We start from the raw sequence: 21286 nt of genomic DNA on the forward strand, positions 1-21286 counted from the left end.
TTTCCAAGGATTGAAGATCATGAGAGCATTTTCACCGGTTTGCTTCCCTTAAAGATTTGTCAAAGAGGTAAAAATAATGTAAGATAAGTAGGACGAATTCCGATAGGGCGAGTGGATTATTTCCGATGATCCATGGCCCCTGTTGGAAACGTTGTCTTACCAATAGTTATGCAGTAAGCATCGCTATATTCTAAGGAGGAATGAATGAAAACAAGTAAAAAATTACTCACGATTCTCGTTGCCTTTGCAATGGTGATCACCTTTGCTGCTTGTGGCAACAAAACCCCTGCGGAGAGCTCTGGAGCCCCTGCTAGCGAAAGCCAGCCAGAATCTTCTGAAAAACCGGCTGAAGCTGGAAAAAGCTATGACATCGGTGTCGCGATTTACCAGTACAACGATAACTTCATGACCCAGTACCGTGAAGAACTGGCCAAGTACTTCAAGGAACTCGGGGAAAAGAATGGCGTGACCTACAACGTCGAATTCCAGGATGGAAAAAACGACCAGGCCACCCAGACCGAACAGCTCAACAACTTCATTGCTCAGGGCAAGGACTTGATCATTGCCAACCTCGTCGACCCGACCGGTGCTGACCAGGTGATCAATTCCGCTAAACAGGCCAACATCCCTGTCGTCCTGATCAACCGTGAAGCAAATACCGAAACCATGGAAATCTGGCCCGGAAAGACCACCTACGTTGGTGTTGACGCTCGTCAGTCCGGAATCTACCAGGGTGAAATCATTGCCGCTCTGGAGAAGAAGGGTGACATCAATGGCGACGGCAAAGTCAACTATGTCATGATTATGGGCGATGCCGGAAACGTTGATGCTGAACAGAGAACTAAGTACTCCGTGGAAACCCTCCAGAAGACCATCCCCGCTGAATCCCTGGGCGAACCCCAGAGAGGAAACTGGGACCAGGCCAAGGGTCAGGAAATTGCCGCCAACGCCCTTTCCCAGTATGGTAAAGACGTTGAAGTCATCTTCTGTAACAACGACGGAATGGCTCTGGGTGCCAAGCAGGCTATTGATGGAGCCGGCCGTAAAGTCAACGAAGACATCTACCTGGTCGGCGTTGATGCTCTTCCTGAAGTCATCGAACTCCTGGGCAAGGGCGAATTCACCGGTACCGTTTTGAATGACTACTTCAACCAGGCCCACACCGCCGCTGAAGTTGCCATCAAACTCTTAGACGGTAACGACGTTTCTTCTTATTACTGGCATGACTACGTCAAGGTATTGAAGCCTGAAGACGCTGAGCTCAAGCGCCTGGATTACAAAGAAGAATCTGTTGAAGAATATAACAAGCGTATCGAAGAGCAGTATGGTGATGCTGCCAAATAAGTAATTCAATAGGGAATAAGGCACCGCTCCCTTGAGCGGTGCCTTTTTTCCATATATTGCCGGTTTTCTTAATTTCTTCTCTCTTAAAACCGGACTTTACTTCGGAAGTTGTACAAGATTCTTCGCAGACCTAGAAAGGGCCCATCTATGAATGACATCATTCTAGAAATGAAACATATTTACAAGGCCTTTCCCGGTGTTCAAGCCCTTGATGATGCAAATTTAACCTTGAGAAAGGGGACGGTCCATGCATTGATGGGGGAGAACGGTGCCGGGAAATCCACCTTGATGAAGTGCCTATTTGGTATTTATAAAAAGGACAGCGGAGATATTCTCTACCAGGGAAAAAGTGTTAACTTTACGACGTCCAAGGAAGCCATTGACGCCGGTATCTCCATGATCCACCAGGAACTCCAACCTATCCCCATGATGACCATTGCAGAGAACCTCTTCCTTGGAGACTATCCGACCAAAAGAGGTTTCGTGGACCATGCAACCATGAACAAGGAGACGGCGGGCTATTTGGAGGCCGTTGGGCTTCAGGTTCCCCCCACCACCCTTTTGGCCAACCTGACCATCTCCCAGCAACAATCTGTGGAAATTGCCAAGGCCATTTCCCACCATGCCAATATCGTCATTATGGACGAGCCGACCTCTTCTTTGACCATGAACGAGGTTGACACCTTATTCGGTATTATTCGAAATTTATGTAAGCAAGGAATCGGAATTATTTATATCTCCCACAAGATGGATGAGATCAAAGAGATTGCAGATGATGTCACCATCATGCGGGACGGGAAATACGTTGGCACCTTCGATGCCAAGAAAATTTCCAACCAGGAAATCGTCCGCCACATGGTCGGCCGGGAGCTGACCAACCAGTATCCGGACCATGTGGATGAGTCCAAAGACGACATCGCCTTGGAAGTAAAAAGCTTCACTTCACCCACCTCCCATTCCTTTGTTGACTGCTCCTTCAAGTTAAAGAAGGGGGAGGTTCTGGGCGTAGCCGGCTTGGTCGGCGCCCAACGGTCCGAACTCATGGAATCCATTTTCGGCCTCCGCCTCCATGAACCCGGAGGAGAGCTTTTTGTCAATGGAAAAAAGGTGGAGATCAATTCTCCCAAAGAAGCCATTAAGAACGGCCTGGCCCTGGTGACAGAGGACCGAAGAGGATCCGGGATTTTCGGCGTCCTGGGCGTAGGGGATAACATCACCATCTCCTCCTTGTCCCGTTACAAAAAGTCGACCGGGCTCCTAAATACCGCTAAGATGGCTGAGGTGGTCGAGAAGGGGATTGACGCCCTTCGAATCAAGACCCCTTCCGCTGCTACTCATATCAATAACCTATCCGGCGGCAACCAGCAAAAAGTCATTCTCTCCCGCTGGCTGGCCACCGATCCGGATATCTATATCCTGGATGAGCCGACACGAGGCATCGACGTCGGTGCAAAATACGAAATTTATGAGATCATCGATAACCTGTCCAAGGAGGGAAAATCCGTCATCATGATTTCCTCGGAGATGGGAGAAATTATCGGGATGTCTGACCGGATCATGGTTATGTGTGAGGGTCGTATTTCCGGCTATCTCACGGCTGAAGAGGCAACCCAGGAAAAAGTGATGGACTTGGCCACCCGGTTCATGACGAAGAATGTTGTAGAAGGAGAATCTCATGAGTGAAAAGATAAAAAAACCGGCTGACATTCGCAAGACCTCGGTGAAGGATTGGCTGATTGAGAATGCCTTAATTGTCGTCATCTTCGCTATGGTGATTTACACATCATTTTCCGCCGATAACTTTGTCAGCTTTATTAACCTGAAGAATATCCTGGCCAATGTTTCCGTCCGCTTTGTGATTGCTCTTGGTGTTTCCGGTTGCTTGATCACACGAGGGACAGACCTTTCTGCAGGCCGTGTTGTAGGTTTAACTTCAGTGCTCACTGCTCTTATGCTCCAACGTCCGGAAGCTCCCGGCGTTCTTTATGAAGGGATTGCCGGATCGCCCATTCCCGTCGCCTTTTTAGCTGCCTTGGCCCTAGGTGCCCTGGTTGGCCTGCTGAACGGCTGCGTTGTCGCCTTCCTGCATGTTCCGCCCTTTATCGCCACCCTGGGTACCCAGATTGCCATCTATGGAACCAACATGATCCTCTCCCAGAACAAACCCATCGGGTCACTCAATAACACCTTCACCGGCTTCGGTGCTCAGGGCTTGACCATTGGCGGTTTGATTATTCCCTGGGTTTTCTTTGTTGCCCTTCTCGTTGGCGTAGTCATGTATGTGATCTACAACTACACCACCTACGGAAAGAATATGTATGCCATCGGCGGCAATGAGATTGCAGCGGAAGTCTCCGGCGTGAATACTCAGCGGTCCAAGCTGAAAATTTATACCATTGCCGGTCTCCTCTACGGTCTGGCCGGATTCCTTCTGACTGCTAAAACCGGGTCAGCAGCCGTTTCCGCCGGAACCGGTTACGAGCTGGAAGCCATTGCAGCAGCCACCATCGGCGGCGTTTCCACCGCCGGCGGCGTAGGAACGGTCCCCGGCGTCCTCCTGGGCGTCCTGGTTTTCGAACTTTTGAAGACCTGCCTCCAGTTCCTGGGTATCACTCCGGAAATGACCAATATCTTCCAGGGTGCCGTCATCGTCATCGCTGTTGCCCTCGATATCCGCAAGACCATGCGGAAGAGATAGTCTTTGAGGCGTTTTTATGGACGGTAAAAAGGAAAGAATGACCAATGAACAATCAAGGGTTCAGGAGGGGGCTTATCCCCCCCTTGAACCTTTTCTTTTGGAAAATGAGGATCTCCGTTTAGTTCTCCTCCCGAATCGGGGCTTTAAGTTGGCCTCCCTTTTCGACAAGGCTAAGGGGGTGGAGTGCCTCTTCCGGCCTTCGGCTTTCGAAGAGGGGGATTGGGGCCGGCTCGGGAAGTTGGGAGAAATTTATCGACCGAGAAAAATAGGGGATGATTTTTCCCACCACGACCGGTCGGGTTTGGATGACTGCATCCCGACAATTGACCCCTGCCGCCTCCAGGACCCTCCCTTGGAGACCTTTGACCATGGAGAGGTTTGGTCCCAGGCCTGGCAGGTGGTTGAGGCTGGAAAAGGGGAGGTCACCTGCCGGGTTGAACTGGCTTCCATGCCCCTGACTCTGGAAAGAATGGTTTCCCTCCAAGGGAGGGGAGTCCGCCTGGATTACCGCCTGACCAACCATGGGGACCGGGCCTATCCCTGGCTTTGGACCCTCCATGGCCTCCTCCGCTTTTCTCAGGATGGGGTCCTGGTCCTTCCGGAGCCCTTCTCCGTAAAGAATGTCCAGAATGAGGAAGTTTGGGATTTTGACCCCCGGATCTTATCCTATCTTTGGGATAACCACACCTATAAGTTCTACTATGAGGGGAAAGCCCCCAAGGGGCCAACCGGGGTTCTTTATCCGGAGGCCGGCCTGGCTGTCCAACTCCACTATGACCAGGACCTCTTTCCCTACCTGGGCGTCTGGATCACCACCGGAGGCTATATGGGGGAGAAAAACCTGGCCATCGAGCCCTCCAATGGCTACTATGACCGGCTGGATCGGGCTCTGGAAAATGGGACCGGGGACTGGCTGGAGGCCGGCCGGGAAATGACCTGGCAGGTGGAACTGACGATACAAGACCTGGATGAGGATCCGGCGGGCCGGGGTGACCAAAAAGAAGGGAGTCTTTATGACCAAAGCAAGAGAAAATAAAGGGCAAATTCTTGACCGACTGAGCCGGGTCATGGATCAAAAGATGGGGCTGGGACCTGAGGGAAAATTTTTCTTTGCCCCCTCCCGGATCAACCTGATTGGGGAGCATATCGACTACAATGGGGGCCAGGTCTTTCCCTGTGCCATTACCATAGGAACCTACGGTCTGGCTAGGCCCAACGACCTGGGCAAGCTTCGCCTGGGCTCCCTCAACCTCAAAACCTTCGGAGAGGTCGCCTACCCCCTTCCGGATTATGACAATCAACGGGGCTGGATCAACTACCCCATCGGGGTCTTCCGCTATTTGGAGGACCTGGGCTACGGTCAGGAGAAAAAAGGTCAGGGACTGGATATCCTCATCTATGGCAATATCCCCAACGGAGCCGGCCTTTCTTCTTCCTCCTCCATCGAGCTCCTCTTCGCCGTCATTTTCGACCACTTCCTGGCAGGAGGGAAGGTGGACCGGATGGATATGGTTCGCTCGGGTGTCTGGTGTGAGAATGAATTCTTCGGCCTCCACACGGGGATCATGGACCAGTATGTCATCGGCTTCGGCAAGAAGGACTACGCTATGGTCCTGGATACTTCCGTCCCCAGCCATACTTACGTCCCTTTTGAACTCAAGGGAGCAAGAATTGTGATCATGAATACCCGCAAGCCCAGGGCCCTCAAGGATTCCAAGTACAACGAGAGGCGGTCCGAGTGTGAAAAGGCCCTGAACATCCTCAGGAAGGACAGGGACATCCGCCATCTCTGCGACCTGGGGAAGGAGGACCTCCCTCTCCTGGAGAAGATCCGGGACACCACCATGAGGAAGCGGGCCAAGTATGTGGTGGAGGAGAACATCCGGGTCAAGGAAGCCGTTCAGGCCTTGAAGGACCAAGACCTGGTTAAGTTGGGCCGGATCCTCAGGGCCGGCAACAAGGCCCTCCGCGAGGAATATGAGGTGACCGGACCGGAGTTGGATGCTATCACCGGAGCGGCCAATGCCCACCCGGATTGCTATGGGGCCCGGATGACGGGGGCCGGCTTCGGCGGCTGTGCCATCGCCATCGTCAAGGAAGGGGCTATCGAGGACTTCAAAGCTCGGGTCGGGTCGGCCTATAAGAAAGAAACCGGCCGAGAGGGCGAATTCATCATCTCGGAGGTTGGGGATGGAGCCCGGCTGATCGAGGAATAAAAAAAGAGGGAAGCGAACATGGAGTTCGCTTCCCCTTTTTTTGGCTTTGTTTATGCTTCGTCTTCTTTCGCCCGAAAAACCTGGAGGTAATGGGGAAGAAGGGTGATATTCAAAGGATAGGAGCCTCCCTTGTCGCCATCAACCAGGATGACAGAGGAATCATGTCCTTCCCCAACGGAGATCCTGGCTTCCTGAAGGCTTCGGTGAATCAGGTTTTCCGGCGTCTCCTTCAAGTTGTCCCCTGAAAGGAGTTTGGGAATGAGTTTGATTTTATCGAAAGCGGATGAGGCTTTGAGAGCGAGGAGGTTGAGCTTCCCATCTTCCAGATCGGCATCCGGAAAGAGATTTTGTACGCGAACGAGTGCGTTACCCAGGGCAATAATAATCAGGGAATAGTTGTCAGAGAGGTCCTCTCCATCGACATTGAGGGTGAAAGGGATGGTTTCCTGGTCCCCCAGGGAATCCAAGGCTCTTTTTATATAGGCCAGGTTCCCCTCTTTTTCCTTCTCATCGCCGGAAGTTTCTGCGATATTCTCAAAGAGGGGGCCCATATTGACCGAGGTGATAAAGTAATCTTCGTTCACCTTTCCTAGATCGATGGTGGCCGGCTCAATGTTTTTGAACTGGTCAATCGCTTCTTCATAGTTATTGGAAAAGCCCAGCATACCGGCAAGATTGTTCGTGGTCCCCATGGGAACCACCCCGATGATGGGCCGGTATTCATGGGGAGCGACCGCACAGACCCCATCATGGATGGTCCCATCCCCACCCATGAGGAAGAGGGCATCGTACTTTTCTCGGACGGCTTCTTCGGAGAAACGCCCGACATCCTCTTCTTTTTTGGTTTCCTTGATGGTAATTTCTTCAAAGCGATCTCGAAGGATGTCCTGAAGTTTTTGTGCAAATTCATCCGCTTGGTCCTCCCCGGAATGAGGATTAACCACAATCAATGCTTTTTTCATAGATTCTCCTTTTTTGAATGAACTATTGGTCTTGGGCGAGGTCTTTTTTCAAGAGGCCCAGGAGGAGGCAGGCGACGGCGGAGCCGGCGACCAGGGCGATAAGGTAGCCTAAGGGGTTGTCAATGACTCCAATGACCCAGATTCCTCCATGGGGAGCCCGGATGGAGCAACCAAAAATCATGGAGAGCATCCCGGCCACAGCGGAACCGGCTACGGAAGCCGGAATGACCCGGAGGGGGTCAGCGGCGGCAAAGGGGATGGCTCCCTCGGTGATGAAGGACAGGCCCATGATGATATTGGAAGGGATGGACTGTTTATCCCGAGCCGTATATTTATTCTTAAAGAGGATCATGGAAAGGGCCAGGGCGATGGGGGGGACCATCCCGCCCACCATGACGGCAGCCATGACAGGGGAGGATCCCTGAGCTAAGGAGGCCGTGCCGAAGACATAGGCCGCCTTGTTGATGGGGCCGCCCATGTCGATGGACATCATCCCTCCCAGGAGGAGTCCGAGGAGGATTTTGGAGGACCCGCCCAGATTGTTGAGCCAGTCGCTGATGGCCAGGTTGACCTGGGCCAGGGGCGGGTTGAGGAGGAAGATCATGATGGCGGACATGGCCAGGATGCCGAGAACGGGGAAGAGGAGCATGGGCTTGATCCCGTCCATGGTCTTGGGGATGGGGGCGGTCAGCTTGCGGAGGACCAGGATGATGCCACCGGCCAGGAAACCGGCCAAGAGGGCACCCAGGAAGCCGGCCCCTCCGGTATTGGCCAGGTAGCCGCCTACGAAGCCCACAGCCAGAGCCGGACGGTCGGCAATGGACATGGCGATGAAGCCCGCCAGTATGGGGAGCATGAAGCCGAAGGCAGCTGACCCGGTCTGGTTGAAGAAGGCGGCCAGAGGGGTGTTGGTCCCGAAGGAGGCCGGGTCAATGGAAAAGTCATCCAGGAGGAAGGAGATGGCCAGGAGGATCCCGCCTCCAACGACGAAGGGGAGCATGTGGGAAACCCCGTTCATGAGGTGCTTGTAGAAGGCGCTCATCATCGAGGAGGATTCCCGGTCGGAAGTTTCCATGGAAGCACCCTCACCCTTGGCCTTGTAGAGGGGGGTCTGTTCGGAAAGGACCCGGTTGATCAGTTCTTCCGGCTTGTTGATTCCGTTGGCCACCTTGGTTTCAACCAAGGGTTTGCCGTCGAAGCGGTCCTTTTCCACCGAGACGTCGGCGGCCACAATGACCCCCCTTGCGCCGGCAATATCCTCAGGAGTCAAGGCGTTTTCAATCCCCGTCGATCCGTGGGTTTCGATTTTCATGGTCAGGCCCATCTCCTTGGCCTTGTTCATGAGCCCTTCCTTGGCCATGAAGGTGTGGGCGATCCCTGTTGGGCAGCCGGTTACCCCGACCAGGTCATAGGCGGACTTTGTTGTCGAATCCGGACCGGCAGGGGTCGGTTCATCAGTCGGCTTGCTTTCTTCCTGGCCGAAGCGGGCCTTCTCCGTTTCCTCAATCACGGCCAGGAAGGCCTGGGGATCCGAGGCCTCCAGGAGATTCTTTTTAAAGTCGGGGTCCATCATCATGGTGGAGAGGCGGGAGAGGAGTTTTAGATGGTCGTCGTTGGAGTTTTCGGGGACTCCGATGAGGAAGAAGAGCTTGGTATCCTCCCCATCCAGGGAGTCAAAGTCCATCCCCTCGGGGACCGTCATGGCGGCCAGGCCGGGCTCCTTCATTCCGGAGGACTTGGCATGGGGGATGGCGATCTCTTCACCCACGCCGGTGGTCCCGGAAGCCTCTCGTTTGAGGACGTCAGCCAGGTAGTCTTCTTTGTTCCTTACTTTTCCGGATTTTTCCATCAATCCGACCAGGCTTTCGATGGCATCCTGTTTGTCGGAAGGCTTACGGTCCAGGCCGATGGAGCGAGGATCCAAGAGATCAATAATTCTCATCGTTCATTTCTCCTTTCACTTTTTCGTAAAGGGCAAAGACATCATCTTTTTGGGCCAGGCCCCGCGAGAAGGCGGACTGGGACCCGCAAGCGACAGAGAAAGCAAAGGCGTCCAGGGGAGCAAAGTCCTCGCATGAGGCATAGACAAAACCCGCCACCATGGAATCGCCGGATCCTACGGTATCAATAACTTTTCCTTTAGGAGCCGGGAGATAGAGGTCCTGGCCATCCGAGGAGAGGAAGTAGGCCCCCTCTCCGCCCAGGGAGATGATAATATTTTGGGCCCCCATTTTCTGAAGTTCCCGGCTGCCAGCCTTGATCTGGTCCAGGCCAACCACCTCATGGCCCAGGAGTTCTTCCAGTTCCCGCCGGTTGGGCTTGACCAGGAAGGGCCTGTAGGAGAGGGTGGAAGTCAGGCTTTCCCCGGTCGCATCCACAACAACCTCCACCCCTCTTCCGGCCAAGCTTTCCATGATTTTTTGGTAAAAGTCTTTGCCCAGGCTGGCAGGGATGGAGCCCGAAAGGAAGAGAAAGTCCCCGGACTTCACCCGGTCCAAACGGTCATAGAGAGCCTGGACTTCTTCCGGATCGATTTCCGGCCCCAAGCCGTTGATCTCGGTTTCTTCTCCCGCCTTGATTTTCAGGTTGATCCGGGTAAAGCCCCGGTTGACTTCAATGAAGTCAGTATTGATGTCCATTTCTTTCCGAAGAACCCGATCAATTTCTCTCCCGGAAAAGCCGGCGATATAGCCAAGGGCCAGGGATTCCATACCCAGGTTGTGGAGGAGACGGGAAACGTTGATTCCCTTTCCTCCCGGCAGGTAGTAGGCCCGGTCCATCCGGTTGGTCTCCCCTAAATTGATGTGGGGGATTTGGACAACCAGGTCAATGGCCGGGTTTAGAGTAAGCGTGTAGATCATAGGCCTTCCCCTTTCTTTTTCGGTTCTATTTCTTCTTCTGGACCTCCATAAAGGCCTCATAGGCATCCCGGTCCAGGATCCAGTCGAACTCACCGACAAACTCCCGGATTCCCCGCTCCCCGGTGAATTGCTTCTTGAAGCGGTAGAGGCCATCATCCTCATCCAAGGACCAGACCCCGGTCATGTCATATTCCTTATAACCGGCCCGGGTTGCATCTTCAATAGCCTTCCAGTTCATGGCGGTGGAGGCGTTGAGGTTCCGCTTCTCATTGGTCGAGGCCGCATAGAGATAGAGGGACTTATCGTTGTAGTTGATGACGATACAGGAGGCCAGGTGGTCCCCTTCATGGCTGGCTTCATAGAGATAGGTATTCTCATAGGCCTCGAAGAGGCGGTGGTAGTAGTCCTTGGGCCGGTAGCCGATTTCCTGGCGCTCGGCCATGATGCCGGTCATCTCATAGAAGCGGTCAAAGACCTCATCAAATCCCGGGTCATCCTTCTGATAAATCGCGATCTCCACCCCCTTCTTAAATGCCCGGCGGATCTTGGACCGGAAGCGACCCTCGAAGGTCATGATAAGATCTTCGGGATCCTGGTCCAGGTAGACCACCATGTTGAGTCGGGGGTTGGAGAAGGAGTGGATGGGGCAGGACCGGGACCGGACAAGGAAACCCGCGTCTTCATAAAGCTTGATCAATTCTGCATCATAGCGGGCCTCCGGGTCCAACCGGAGGAGGAAGCTCTTCCTCTCCTCCAGGACAGGCCGGGCCTCTTCCATTAATCGCTTGACCAGGTCGATATCATAGACATCACAGACCGGCCCCCTGACAGCATAGGAAAAAGAACCCTCAGGGTTATGGACCGAGATGATGGAGAGGGCGGCGACGATTTTCCCCTTCTCTTCGACGGTCACATAGTCCGGGGTCCAGTTCTCCTTGACATGGGCCCAGTGGATGGACTGGTAAAGAACCCCATGGGGGGAGTGGGCAATAAAATCTTCGTACCGGGCCATGGCCCGGGGATCGGTCTGGTCAATAATGGGCATTTTGTCTCCTTTTCTATTGAAGCAAGCAAAAGATACTTGGCCATCATGGGGAACAACTTACTTCTTATTATACTATGACAAGCTTTTAAAGGGGAATTTGCCGGTGAGATGGGGTCACTTCAATGCTTTTGGTGGTTGCTCCTTCATGGTATACTTGAAAAAACAGGATTTATTTATAGTCTGGAGGTATGACATCATGAAGAGAGGACGACTGTTTTTTATTTTGATTGCGATGATGGCCATCTTCGCTTTTCCCTTATGGGGAGGGGCAAGGGCAGAGGGGGAGCCGGCTCCTTCTCCATCAAATGACCTAAGCGGTATTATTGCAGATATCCAAATGCTAACCGGTAACCAGGACCGCTTTGGAAAAGAGGCGATCGCCTATTCCAATTCTATGCTTAAGATTAAGCTTTCTTATCAAAAGAAGCCCGGACTGACCATTCAGAAAGGCGATACATTAAGCATTAAGCTGGTCCCTGAGGATTTCAGCAAGTCATTTCTTCATATGGAGTACACTACCTCTATCCTCAATGAATTGATCGATAAGAACCAAGATCCACCGATTAAGGTGGCTGATCTGGACATGACAGGGAGAAGGGGAGTTGATTTTACTTTCACCGGGGAGGCAGAGGAGTTTGAAGCGTCTCTAGACTTGCCGTTTGAGATTATGAATCCTAGGGTCACAAAATACTTTAATGATCACCCTGGAGAGCAAGAAGTCACCTTTAAGTACAAATTACAGGTCAACAACAAAGACACCGACAAGACGGTGGAATATACCATTAAGAAAGCAGCACCACAGGATGCCACACAGAAATTTGAAAAAACAAGAGGAGCCTATAACCAGGAAGGCCAATTAGGAGATGGGAATTTCATATTTAACATAAGGATTGATACCGAGCTTCGATCCCCAAATGAATATGTCATCTATGATACACCTGATATTAACTTAGGCTTTGATGGGGATTTACGGATTTATGATGGCGAAAAGCCTAAAGATTTAACGACTGCTATTTTCCGCAATGAGAATACGGATCCCAGTAAGGAATTTACTTGGTTTAAAGAGAATGAAAACGGAACAATCGTTAAAGTTTATGACGTTTATTTTTTGACCAAAGATCCTCTTGTTGAAAACGGCATCCGTATTTCAGCCTGGGATGAAAAGACCTTGGAATTTCATCGTGATGATGTCGAGAACGGGGTCCTGAAGAGCATGGACACGGCAACGGTTCCCAAGGAAATTCTCCTGGAAAAACCCTTGGGTTCTCCCCTGACTCCTGGAGAAGAAGAAAAAATTGAAGCGGCCGGTGGTCTATACAAGAAGGTGGGCAAGGGGTTTAAGGTGACCATTTCTGACTATAAGAGCCAGTATTTAACGAAAGGTGGTCACCTAACCTTCCATTATCGTATGGGGATTAAAAACCCATCAACTGAGCTGGACCAGGATGGACATCCGATTTATAAAAACTTTGCCAGCTATTATGCCCAGGAAATTCCTAACTGCAAACCGGGGGATGAGAATTGTACTCCCTTTATCTGTGAAAAGACAAAGAAGGAAGATTATGGGTCTCCTGAAAGACCGGCAGTAGGGGTTGTTAAACCGGGAACGATCGGTGCAGATGTTATTGTTCCGGAAACCGGTTTTACTAAGGTAGAGGCGGACAATGAGGGGAACCCCCTGGAAAACAAGCCTCTGGCCGGTGCAAGCTTCACCATTTATCAGTCAAATGCACAAGGTATAAAGGGTGATGTGGCCAAAAATAGAGAGGGTCAATCTCTGGAAAATTTAGTCACGGATAAGGATGGGAAGCTGACAAAAGGCGGAAAGAAAATTCCTCTAACCTTAAACACGGGATATTATCTTTTTACGGAGCTTTCTGCACCGAAAGATTATGAAATCATCAAGCAAGATACTGTCTTTGCCGTGGGTTATAAGGCCCGGACTTTATTGATCGCTAACAAGAGTACCAAGGCTCCCCCGGCTTCCGAGGATCCTCAACCCATTACCCTGGAAGGGGACCAGGGTCTCGGTCTTGTAAAAAAGGTGGAAGGTAAAGATACGGATGAAAGCTTCTCCTTTGTCATCAAGCCGGAGGCTTCGAATCCGTCCGGATCTTCCTTGACTGACCAGCTAACCCTAGCAACAAAAGGTGAAATTAAGGACGGGCAAAGTCAGAGGCTATCTTTTCCTGCAGTTACCTTCGAGAAAGAGGGACGCTATCAATTTACAGTGACCGAGAAAAAGGGAAAGTCCTCAGGATGGACCTATGATCAAAGCGAAAAAACCATCACTGTTCTTGTCACACAGAATGCCTCTGGTGAATTAGAGGCGAAAGTGACCGGGAATATGCCGGTGTTCACTAACACCTATACCAAGTCATCAACGGAGGAACCCAATCCGGATAAACCCAACCCGGATAAGCCCAATCCCGACAAACCCAATCCGGATAAACCTAACCCGGACAAACCAAATCCCGACAAACCGAACTCGGACAAACCAAATCCCATCAAGCCCAACCCGGATAAGCCCAATCCGACTAGGCCGAACACAGATAAAACAAATCCCGAAAGGCCTAGGACGGAAGGGCAGAATGAGAAAAGTCCGGCCAAGCAGACAGATGGCAAAGCAAAAGCTCCGAACACAGGAGACTTGAATATGCTGGCCACATCAACTCTGCTCGGTCTCAGCAGTTTAGCCTTTGTAGCAATTAATCGTAAGAAAAAGGCAAACCATCACCAGCACTAAAGAGAGTTGACCCACCCATGAGGAGGAGCCACCTGTATTCCTGTAAGCAGAAAGAAGCCCAGATTGTCAACCAATCTGGGCTTCTTTTATTTTTAAAGAATAGTCAATAGGATATTGTGTTTATAAGAACACTTGCCCGGGTCTTGATCCATTAGGGCAAGAATTTCCCCGAAGCCAGGTAGAGTTCATACCACTCCTGGTGGGTTAGACGGATGGAGAGGGCTTCGGTGGATTCCTTGAGGTGGCCGGGATTCATGGTGCCGACAATCACCTGCATATTGGCGGGGTGGCGGAGGATCCAGGCTAGGGCGATAGCTGCCTTAGTCACGCCATATTTTTTCGCTAGCTTGTCCAGACCGGCGTTGAGTTCCGGATAGTCAGGATGGTCCAGGAAGCAGCCGCCGATCATCCCGTATTGGAGGGGGGACCAGGCCTGGATGGTGATGTCGTGGAGACGGCAATAGTCCAGAAGGCCGTTGTCCCGGTCTATAGACCGGTCCGTTGAAAGATTGTTGATGTAGAAGGCCTGGTCGATGAGCTGGGATTGTTCCAGAGAAAGCTGGAGCTGGTTGATGACTAGGGGTTGGCGGACATACTTGCGGAGGACCTCCACCATCATGGGCGGGACATTGCTGAGGCCGAAATGGCGGACCTTGCCCGAGAACTCCAGGAGGTCAAAGGCCTCGGCCACTTCCTCGGGATCATAGAGGAGGTCTGGGCGGTGCAAGAGGAGGACGTCCAGGTAATCCAGTCCCATTCTGTCCAGGCTCTCGTCTACGCTTTCCAGGATGTTTTCCTTGGTCCAATCAAATTCATTTCGGTCGAAGCAAAGGCCGCACTTGGTCTGGACGACCAGGTCTTCCCGTTGAAGGCGGGAAGCCTTTAAAGCCTCCCCGAAACGGGTCTCAGCTAGGCCGTCGGTGTAACAGGTTGCATTATCGAAGAAGTTGATGCCCAGGTCAACCGCTGTTTCCAGCATTCCTGCCGCATCCTTGGCAGAAAGCTCCGGCATCCGCATGCAGCCGAGGATCATCCGGGAGACATCTAGTGGGCCATTGACAATGTTGATCGTTTGCATCATTTCCCTTCCTTTCTTTCTCTCTTTGTTTTTACCCTATAGATCGGAAATGGCACATGGACATGTATTGTGGCGAAAGTTTAAAAATGTAATGTAGCAAGACAAAAGAATGGGATTTTCCATTCATACTATTCAGGTAGACAACGGCTTAGAATTTGTGAACGACAATGATCGCACCAATCGGGAAAGTCGCTTTGAGTTGGCGGTAAGGGAAAAAGGTTGGGCTCTGCGAAGGACAAGACCCTATTCGCCGTGGCAAAACGGGAGAGTGGAGAGAAGCCATCGAGAAGATGGGAAAATCCTGTATAATCGACACATTTTTACAAGAAAAAAAGATTTAATGAGTCAGGTGAAAAAGCATGAGCGACGTTACAATACGACAGCTAAATACGTTCTGAATTTCAAAAGCCCGGAAGAGATTGTGCAATAGTATTTTGAAGGCTCAGTCGCTTAGGCTACTGTTTTTCCCGGTTAAAAAGAATAGGCGCTTGCTTTCTCCCGGTCAAGGGACGCTCACTATGTTCATTCTTCGCCTTTGACAAGTCGAAAGCAAGTGCCTGAGAAATAACCGTCGAAAAAAAGGATAATTGTGTCAGATGCATCTTAAGAAGAATGTGTAACATATGTCTTGACAGTTAAGAGTTATGTACAATTGTCTTGACAGTCAAGTCTTGACAAACGTGTTTTCCTGGGATAGTATTTTGTAGTGTGTTAGCACATGCTAATAGAGAAAAGAACACTTGGTCGCCTTTCGAAGGCAGCTCTCATTGAGTTAGCCATAGCTAACTAATAGAATATTACATACTTTTGAATACATCGCTAAAAGATGTATTTCTGCGGGGAGGAGAATATGGTTTTAGAAAAACATGAGCCGCGTATTTTTTGGCAAACCGTAGCGATGGTTATGGCTTTCGCGTTACTTATAGTTTCTATCGGCACGGGAAAAGCTTTTGCTGCGGAGGAAAAGAATACTTTTGAAGTACCTGTTAAATTGATGCACGCCTATGAAAAAAGTCAACCCTCCATGGGCAATCCGGCGATGCATCAAACTGCCGTTATTACGGAAACCAAAGATGGAGCAGATATTGAACTGCAATTTACGGCTTTAGACTTTATGAATATGCATGGCCATTTATTGAAGCTCTATGCTTGGGATGGAGAACCGGCGCCCGAACGAAACGACACCTGTAAGGAAACCAAGGTGATAGCAGAGGAAAAAGATGCGGGGTTGGATGGAAAGCAGATGGTTTTCCCCTCGAAGATTGTCATTCATCGCTCATTGCTGCGAGAAAAAGAATTTTATGTGCGTGTGCGTGTGGATGCTATGGACAGTATCGCCGGTGGTGACGGCAAGGGAGAGCAAAACGCCCGTTTGGTCTTTGACTATTCCAAGGCCCCGGCTGCGCCGGCAGGAGCAAAGATCGCTCAAGAAGCACCGGATGCGAAAACACCTCAGGAAGAAAAACATACGACGGTTAACAAAAACTATGATCTTTCCACGTTAAAAGATGGCAATTACACCGTAAAGATCGATTTATGGCATATGCATGAGGATCGCCCCTCCATGGGAAACGGCTCCATGAATCATTTAGCGTTAATAAAAGTCAAAAACGGAAAAGTCGAATGCCAATTCACCGTACATCCCATGGGCGTCAGCGGGATTATTGCCTCTCTGATTACCTTTCAATATCCGGATGAACAGGGCAACTTAGCCTTTGCAGAGGCGGTAGAGAAAAAATTGGAGGGTGGGAAGGCCAGCAAATTTAGCTTTCCTCTCTACAAGGGGGAAGAGTTCATGCACTGCATGGTTGACCCTAATGTTGCGGCCATGGGAAACAAACCGGTGGACGCGCGGCTCCGCTTCTATTGGGATACGCTGGAGAAAGTGAGTGACACCTTCGTTCTTGAAGGCAGCACAGAAACCTCTTATGGCGATGTCTACACTCCGCCGGTGGATCAAACAGACGAAGCGTCCGGTATCCGTCTCTTAGCCGACGAACGTGTGTTGGCAAGCGGCGCGGTTTTAAAAGTTGAGGAAGTAAAAGATGGTGCGCTATTCCAAAAGGCGGCAGATTTTGGCAAAAAGCATAGCCTCGATTTAAAACTGTACAAAATTGATTTTGTAGACGACACAGGCAGTCCGTTAAAGCCGGTGCGCCAGATTCGCCTGCAGTTTCCGCTGCCGAAGAATGCGAAAGCAGAAAAATGCCAAATTATAAATTTTGCGGAAGATGGCACGCCAAATCCTCTGCAAGCAAAGAATGTAGAAGGAAAAATGGAAATTGTTACGGCAGCCGATGGCTATTACGCGGTTGCCATGCCGCAATCTGCAGCGATTCCGGCATGGGCATTTTTTGGAGCGTCCATTGTATTCTTACTTGTTATAATCGCGCTGATTATGCGACAGAAAAAACAAGGCAAGAAGAGTACAGCTGCACTCGCACTGTGCCTTATCGTCGGGTTAAGCACACAACTGTTCTTTCTGCCTGTAACGGGTCATGCCGCTGCGGCAGCACCGGAAAACGGGTCGTATATTACGCGTATTTTCGGATCCTATCTCAACCCCGAAACGGGGAAGACGGAGGATGGCGGCACACAAAACGCCGCCATCGGTGAGGGAATGGTGGATGGCGTTGTTACACCTTCCGATCCTGCCGGCGGTTTTAACAGTGTATTTCAAAAACCGGCGCCGGGAGAGGAAAAATATGCCGACGCCCTGATCGAAAAACGCTTAGATGGCAAGATGTTTGCGACGATTCGCTTGTATCTCATGAACTTCATCAACTTCAGTGAAGAAGACGGTCCGTTTTTTAAAGTTCAACAAAAGGACGGCACATACCAAAAAACACCATACCAAATTACCAAAAGTCAGATGCAAGGAGTAGATGGGATCAATTATAGTGATTTCCGTTTTGAGGTACCGGCTGAGAAATTTAATTGCTCCATTGAAATGTTTGTTAATCCCATGGGGCGCGCTGTGAAGTATTTTGTTATATCGACGGGCGAGCTCCAGAAGGGCAATAAGGACTTCAATGACTACTTCGCTCAAGATGACGCCTATTATTTAAAGAAAAAACAACAGGAAAAGATGCTTTTGATTGGTGGGGGTGTGGCTGTAGTTGCCATCATTGCCGCAGTGTGGTTTGTAAAAAAAAACAAAACTAAAAAACAGATCCTGAGCGCTTTTCTGCTTCTTTTGCTGGTGCCTTCTCTTAGCGCCTGCGCCGGCAAAGGCCCGGTTTATTCGGAACGTCAGCTTCCGGAAATCGGAAACGGCATTGAAGTACCGGAAGAGTATTTAAAGGACGAAACCGACCTGAATGCCGTCAATAAAGATAAAAAATCAGAACCCGAAGGGCAGGAACGCGTAGTTTGCACCTCGGTTGCTTTATGCGAAATGATGAATCGCCTGGACGTTCACTTAGTCGGCCGTCCGTCAACGAAATTGCATCGCATGCCGCCGCGCTACGACAATACTGTGCAAATTGGCATGCCCATGAATCCGAACATGGAAGTCATCTATTCGCTAAAACCCACGGTAGTCTATTGCCCGGATACATTGCAGGACTGGTTGAAAGAAGGCTTTGAAAAGCACCATCTGCCCATCTCTTTTGTGGATCTTCGCAGTGTGGAAGGACTCTATCGCTCCGTGGAAACAATCGGTAAGCGCTTTGGAAAAAGCGAAAATGTGCAGAAATTGCTGAAAGAATACCATGATTTTTTAGCCGAGTATCAGGAAGCCACAAAGGGCATGAAAAAGCCTCGCGTTTTGCTTTTGATGGGATTACCCGGATCGTATGTTGTGGCAACCCCGCGTTCCTACGTAGGAAGCTTATTAGCGATGTCCGGCGCCGAAAATATTTTTGAAGGCGATGGCAAATCCGAATTCATGAATTTAAGCACGGAAGAAATGTTGGCGCGGGATCCGGATATTATCTTGCGAACCGTCCACGCCATGCCGGAGGTGGTGAACGAAATGTTCCGCAAAGAGTTTGAGGAAAACACCATCTGGAAGAATTTCCGTGCGGTAAAAAATGGTAACGTCTATGACTTGGATGCAGGAAGTTTCGGCATGAGCGCTAACTTTGAATATCCGAAGGGGCTGGAACAATTGCGGGAAATTTATACGCAATATAACGAGAAAGGCGTTTCGCATGAAAATGACAGCAGCCGTTGATGCGACTTCTCGACCCGAAGGCAGACGCAGCGCTTTTTTTATCAAACTGCTGGTATTGTCGGCTGCGTTTGTTGCCCTTTTGGTGTTTTCAGCGATTTTTGGAAGCCTGAAAGTGGGAGTCGTGCAGTTCCTTACCGGTCTTTTTAATGGCAAGGACGATCTCGTAAATGCCATCATCGATCTTCGCTTTCCGCGTATTTTGATCTCTGCTTTGGCAGGAGCGGCCTTAGCTTGCTCAGGATGCCTTTTGCAGGCATGCCTTAAGAATCCCTTGGCGGACCCGGGCATTATCGGCGTTTCGGGTGGCGCTCAATTTATGGATCTTCTGATCGGCATGGTGTTACCGCAGTTATTCTATGCCAAGCCGCTGTTTTCGTTTTTAGGCGGTGCGTTAGGCTTCGGACTCGTCTACGTTTTATCGGTTAGAGATGGTTTGAAACCGCTTCGCATCATCTTAACGGGCATAGCGATCAATGCAATGTTTTTAGGCTTGGTATCGGGGCTCAAGTACTTTACGGGGCAATTGATGGGGGCGGCGCCTGGGTTAAGCCTTGTGAATATCAATATGAAGGGCTGGCAGGACGTTGGCTTTCTGTTGACCTATATTCCGGCTGGCCTTGTTGCGGCGATTCTTTGCGCGCGCTTGTGTGACCTATTGTTGTTGGAGGAAAAAACCGTGTCCGGCTTGGGAGTACGTGTTGGCAGAATACGTTTTATTGTATCCATAATCGCTGTATTTTTGGCTTCGATCGCTTCTTCTATTGTCGGGATTATTTCCTTCTTGGCTCTGATTGTGCCTCATTTGGCGCGGACGCTCGTAGGAAATGCACATCGCAGATTGCTGCCCTTTGCTTCTCTGCTGGGGGCATTTATCTTCCTGTTTTTCGATACGCTGGGAAGAACAGTGTTTGCCCCGGTCGAAGTGCCGGCATCCATCTTCATGATGGTAATTGGCGGCCCGGTTTTCATTCTGCTCTTTCGAAAGGGGGATCGCATTGGCTATGGGAAATAAGGATCTTCTTTTTAAAGTGCAGCATATGGATTTTGCCTATCCGGAAGCGCCTCTGCTTTTCAAGGATTTTTCTTTGGCACTGCCGAAAGGTGAGGTGATCGCCATAGTTGGACAAAACGGATGCGGTAAGAGCAGCTTACTGAATCTTTTAGCGAAAAATCTGCACCCGAGCAACGGAGCCATAGTATTGGAAAATCGTTCGTTGGACACCTTCAACAAGCGAGAATTTGCGAAACAGGTGGGCATGGTGCATCAACAAAACCATGCACCTTCGGATTTGATGGTTGAGGAATTGGTTTCCTATGGACGAACTCCCCATAAATCACTCTTTACTTCTCGTCTGTCTGTGAAGGACTGGGAAGTTATCGATCGCGTCCTGCAATGGACAGGTGTAGAGGATCTGAGAAAACGCCCGATTGGCACACTTTCGTATGGGCAACTGCAACGCGTCTGGATAGCCATGTCTTTGGCACAGGAAACTAAGATTCTCTTCTTAGATGAACCTACAAATTTTTTGGATATTCGTTTTCAAATTGAAATTCTGAAACTGGTGCGTTGGCTCAATCGCGAACAGGACATGAGCATCATCATGGTGCTGCATGATATCAATCAGGCCACGGCCTTCAGTGACCGCATCGTAGCCTTGAAAGCGGGAAAACTGCTCTTTAACGATGCGGTACAAGAATTCTTACAACCTAGCATTTTACGTGAGGTTTATGACATAGACCTTGAGATAGTTCATACAGGTCAGGTCGATCTGGTAAAGACGGTCTGACAGGGCGAGTCCATATGGATTCAATGTATTGAAAGGAGATCTTCGATGGATAATAAGCGCAAAGGCACAAATATCCAAACGTGGACGAGAAAGGGACTGAGCTTTTTAATGGCCCTTCTTTTTTGCGTAACAACGGTCTTCTCCGTGCCGACGGTAAGTTTTGCCGCGGAGGGAGAGGAAACGGCACAGACGGCAACTGAGGAACAAACTTTGTCATCCGAAGAAGCATCTGTCGTCTTCAAGAGAGATTCTCAGGATAGTGAAAATCGGGAGTCTGCAACAGAGAATGAGGCGGAGGAGAACGAAGCAGAGATTAAGAACGCAGAAAATACGTTAAAGAATTCCGTTTCTGCTTTGCAGAATCCACAGCCC

General features: G+C 50.3%; 16 protein-coding genes. 11 read left to right on the forward strand and 5 right to left on the reverse strand.

The annotated features are described in order from the left end of the window. Positions 1 to 204: 204 nt before the first annotated feature. The 5 genes from HGKM_RS03970 to HGKM_RS03990 all read left to right on the forward strand — a co-directional run bounded on the left by HGKM_RS03970 (position 205) and on the right by HGKM_RS03990 (position 6258). Positions 205 to 1344, forward strand: coding sequence for a galactose ABC transporter substrate-binding protein (locus tag HGKM_RS03970; protein WP_019134045.1), 1140 nt, complete (start codon positions 205 to 207; stop codon positions 1342 to 1344). A gap of 147 nt (positions 1345 to 1491) precedes the next feature. Next, positions 1492 to 3027, forward strand: a complete 1536-nt coding sequence (locus HGKM_RS03975; RefSeq protein WP_019134046.1) for a sugar ABC transporter ATP-binding protein — start codon at positions 1492 to 1494, stop codon at positions 3025 to 3027. After that, positions 3020 to 4042 (forward strand): ABC transporter permease subunit, encoded by a 1023-nt coding sequence (locus HGKM_RS03980; RefSeq protein WP_019134047.1) that lies wholly within the window; start codon positions 3020 to 3022, stop codon positions 4040 to 4042. The genes HGKM_RS03975 and HGKM_RS03980 overlap by 8 nt, the downstream gene beginning before the upstream one ends. 16 nt (positions 4043 to 4058) lie before the next feature. Further along, positions 4059 to 5078 carry an aldose epimerase family protein gene (locus HGKM_RS03985; RefSeq protein ID WP_019134048.1) on the forward strand — a complete coding sequence of 340 codons (1020 nt, stop codon included), beginning with the start codon at positions 4059 to 4061 and terminating at the stop codon, positions 5076 to 5078. Beyond that, a complete protein-coding gene (locus tag HGKM_RS03990) occupies positions 5056 to 6258 on the forward strand; it encodes a galactokinase (RefSeq protein ID WP_019134049.1) in 1203 nt (400 codons plus the stop codon). The genes HGKM_RS03985 and HGKM_RS03990 overlap by 23 nt, the downstream gene beginning before the upstream one ends. A gap of 50 nt (positions 6259 to 6308) precedes the next feature. On the opposite strand, the gene HGKM_RS03995 is transcribed toward HGKM_RS03990, so the two are convergent. The 4 genes from HGKM_RS03995 to HGKM_RS04010 are packed head-to-tail and all read right to left on the reverse strand — an operon-like array spanning position 6309 to position 11126. Continuing rightward, positions 6309 to 7220 carry a diacylglycerol/lipid kinase family protein gene (locus HGKM_RS03995; protein ID WP_019134050.1) on the reverse strand — a complete coding sequence of 304 codons (912 nt, stop codon included), beginning with the start codon at positions 7218 to 7220 and terminating at the stop codon, positions 6309 to 6311. Positions 7221 to 7242: 22 nt separating this feature from the next. Further along, entirely contained in the window at positions 7243 to 9162 is a 1920-nt protein-coding gene (locus tag HGKM_RS04000) for a PTS fructose transporter subunit IIABC (protein ID WP_019134051.1), read from the reverse strand. Beyond that, the gene (gene pfkB / locus HGKM_RS04005) at positions 9149 to 10081 is read right to left on the reverse strand and encodes a 1-phosphofructokinase (RefSeq protein WP_019134052.1); all 933 of its coding nucleotides are present in this window, start codon (positions 10079 to 10081) and stop codon (positions 9149 to 9151) included. The genes HGKM_RS04000 and pfkB overlap by 14 nt, the downstream gene beginning before the upstream one ends. Before the next feature lie 25 nt (positions 10082 to 10106). Next, a complete protein-coding gene (locus HGKM_RS04010) occupies positions 10107 to 11126 on the reverse strand; it encodes a lipid II:glycine glycyltransferase FemX (RefSeq protein WP_019134053.1) in 1020 nt (339 codons plus the stop codon). Between HGKM_RS04010 and HGKM_RS04015 the strand changes: the two genes are divergently transcribed. Next, positions 11119 to 13872 carry a Spy0128 family protein gene (locus tag HGKM_RS04015; RefSeq protein WP_218916876.1) on the forward strand — a complete coding sequence of 918 codons (2754 nt, stop codon included), beginning with the start codon at positions 11119 to 11121 and terminating at the stop codon, positions 13870 to 13872. The genes HGKM_RS04010 and HGKM_RS04015 overlap by 8 nt on opposite strands. A 151-nt stretch (positions 13873 to 14023) precedes the next feature. On the opposite strand, the gene HGKM_RS04020 is transcribed toward HGKM_RS04015, so the two are convergent. Continuing rightward, positions 14024 to 14950: an aldo/keto reductase gene (locus tag HGKM_RS04020; RefSeq protein WP_019134055.1), complete on the reverse strand. Its 927-nt coding sequence runs from the start codon at positions 14948 to 14950 to the stop codon at positions 14024 to 14026. A 109-nt stretch (positions 14951 to 15059) separates the two neighbouring features. Here HGKM_RS04020 and HGKM_RS04025 point away from each other — a divergent pair, with 109 nt between their 5' ends. From HGKM_RS04025 to HGKM_RS08820, 5 genes are all read left to right on the forward strand, one after another. Next, positions 15060 to 15380 (forward strand): integrase core domain-containing protein, encoded by a 321-nt coding sequence (locus HGKM_RS04025; protein ID WP_019134056.1) that lies wholly within the window; start codon positions 15060 to 15062, stop codon positions 15378 to 15380. A 420-nt stretch (positions 15381 to 15800) separates the two neighbouring features. Further along, a complete protein-coding gene (gene isdE, locus HGKM_RS08530) occupies positions 15801 to 19127 on the forward strand; it encodes a heme ABC transporter substrate-binding protein IsdE (protein ID WP_019134057.1) in 3327 nt (1108 codons plus the stop codon). Beyond that, positions 19105 to 20139 carry a FecCD family ABC transporter permease gene (locus HGKM_RS04035; protein ID WP_019134058.1) on the forward strand — a complete coding sequence of 345 codons (1035 nt, stop codon included), beginning with the start codon at positions 19105 to 19107 and terminating at the stop codon, positions 20137 to 20139. The genes isdE and HGKM_RS04035 overlap by 23 nt, the downstream gene beginning before the upstream one ends. Next, complete coding sequence (locus tag HGKM_RS04040; protein WP_019134059.1) at positions 20129 to 20914, forward strand: ABC transporter ATP-binding protein; 786 nt, start codon at positions 20129 to 20131, stop codon at positions 20912 to 20914. Before HGKM_RS04035 ends, HGKM_RS04040 begins: the two co-directional genes overlap by 11 nt. A gap of 45 nt (positions 20915 to 20959) precedes the next feature. Next, the coding region (locus tag HGKM_RS08820; RefSeq protein ID WP_034578956.1) for a hypothetical protein at positions 20960 to 21286 on the forward strand (327 nt) is incomplete at its 3' end.

It is taken from the genome of Kallipyga massiliensis ph2, assembly GCF_000311985.1.
In the GTDB taxonomy this organism is placed as follows: domain Bacteria; phylum Bacillota; class Clostridia; order Tissierellales; family Peptoniphilaceae; genus Kallipyga; species Kallipyga massiliensis.

What these genes read in the sequence shown, in the direction of transcription:
- HGKM_RS04035 (WP_019134058.1), top strand. Translation starts at nt 19,105, where the DNA reads ATGAAAATGACAGCAGCCGTTGATGCGACTTCTCGACCCGAAGGCAGA.
- HGKM_RS04025 (WP_019134056.1), top strand. Translation starts at nt 15,060, where the DNA reads ATGGGATTTTCCATTCATACTATTCAGGTAGACAACGGCTTAGAATTT.
- HGKM_RS04040 (WP_019134059.1), top strand. Translation starts at nt 20,129, where the DNA reads ATGGGAAATAAGGATCTTCTTTTTAAAGTGCAGCATATGGATTTTGCC.
- HGKM_RS04015 (WP_218916876.1), top strand. Translation starts at nt 11,119, where the DNA reads ATGGGCATTTTGTCTCCTTTTCTATTGAAGCAAGCAAAAGATACTTGG.
- HGKM_RS03985 (WP_019134048.1), top strand. Translation starts at nt 4,059, where the DNA reads ATGGACGGTAAAAAGGAAAGAATGACCAATGAACAATCAAGGGTTCAG.
- HGKM_RS03980 (WP_019134047.1), top strand. Translation starts at nt 3,020, where the DNA reads ATGAGTGAAAAGATAAAAAAACCGGCTGACATTCGCAAGACCTCGGTG.
- HGKM_RS03975 (WP_019134046.1), top strand. Translation starts at nt 1,492, where the DNA reads ATGAATGACATCATTCTAGAAATGAAACATATTTACAAGGCCTTTCCC.
- HGKM_RS03970 (WP_019134045.1), top strand. Translation starts at nt 205, where the DNA reads ATGAAAACAAGTAAAAAATTACTCACGATTCTCGTTGCCTTTGCAATG.
- HGKM_RS03990 (WP_019134049.1), top strand. Translation starts at nt 5,056, where the DNA reads ATGACCAAAGCAAGAGAAAATAAAGGGCAAATTCTTGACCGACTGAGC.
- isdE (WP_019134057.1), top strand. Translation starts at nt 15,801, where the DNA reads ATGGTTTTAGAAAAACATGAGCCGCGTATTTTTTGGCAAACCGTAGCG.
- pfkB (WP_019134052.1), bottom strand. Translation starts at nt 10,081, where the DNA reads ATGATCTACACGCTTACTCTAAACCCGGCCATTGACCTGGTTGTCCAA.
- HGKM_RS04010 (WP_019134053.1), bottom strand. Translation starts at nt 11,126, where the DNA reads ATGCCCATTATTGACCAGACCGATCCCCGGGCCATGGCCCGGTACGAA.
- HGKM_RS04020 (WP_019134055.1), bottom strand. Translation starts at nt 14,950, where the DNA reads ATGCAAACGATCAACATTGTCAATGGCCCACTAGATGTCTCCCGGATG.
- HGKM_RS03995 (WP_019134050.1), bottom strand. Translation starts at nt 7,220, where the DNA reads ATGAAAAAAGCATTGATTGTGGTTAATCCTCATTCCGGGGAGGACCAA.
- HGKM_RS04000 (WP_019134051.1), bottom strand. Translation starts at nt 9,162, where the DNA reads ATGAGAATTATTGATCTCTTGGATCCTCGCTCCATCGGCCTGGACCGT.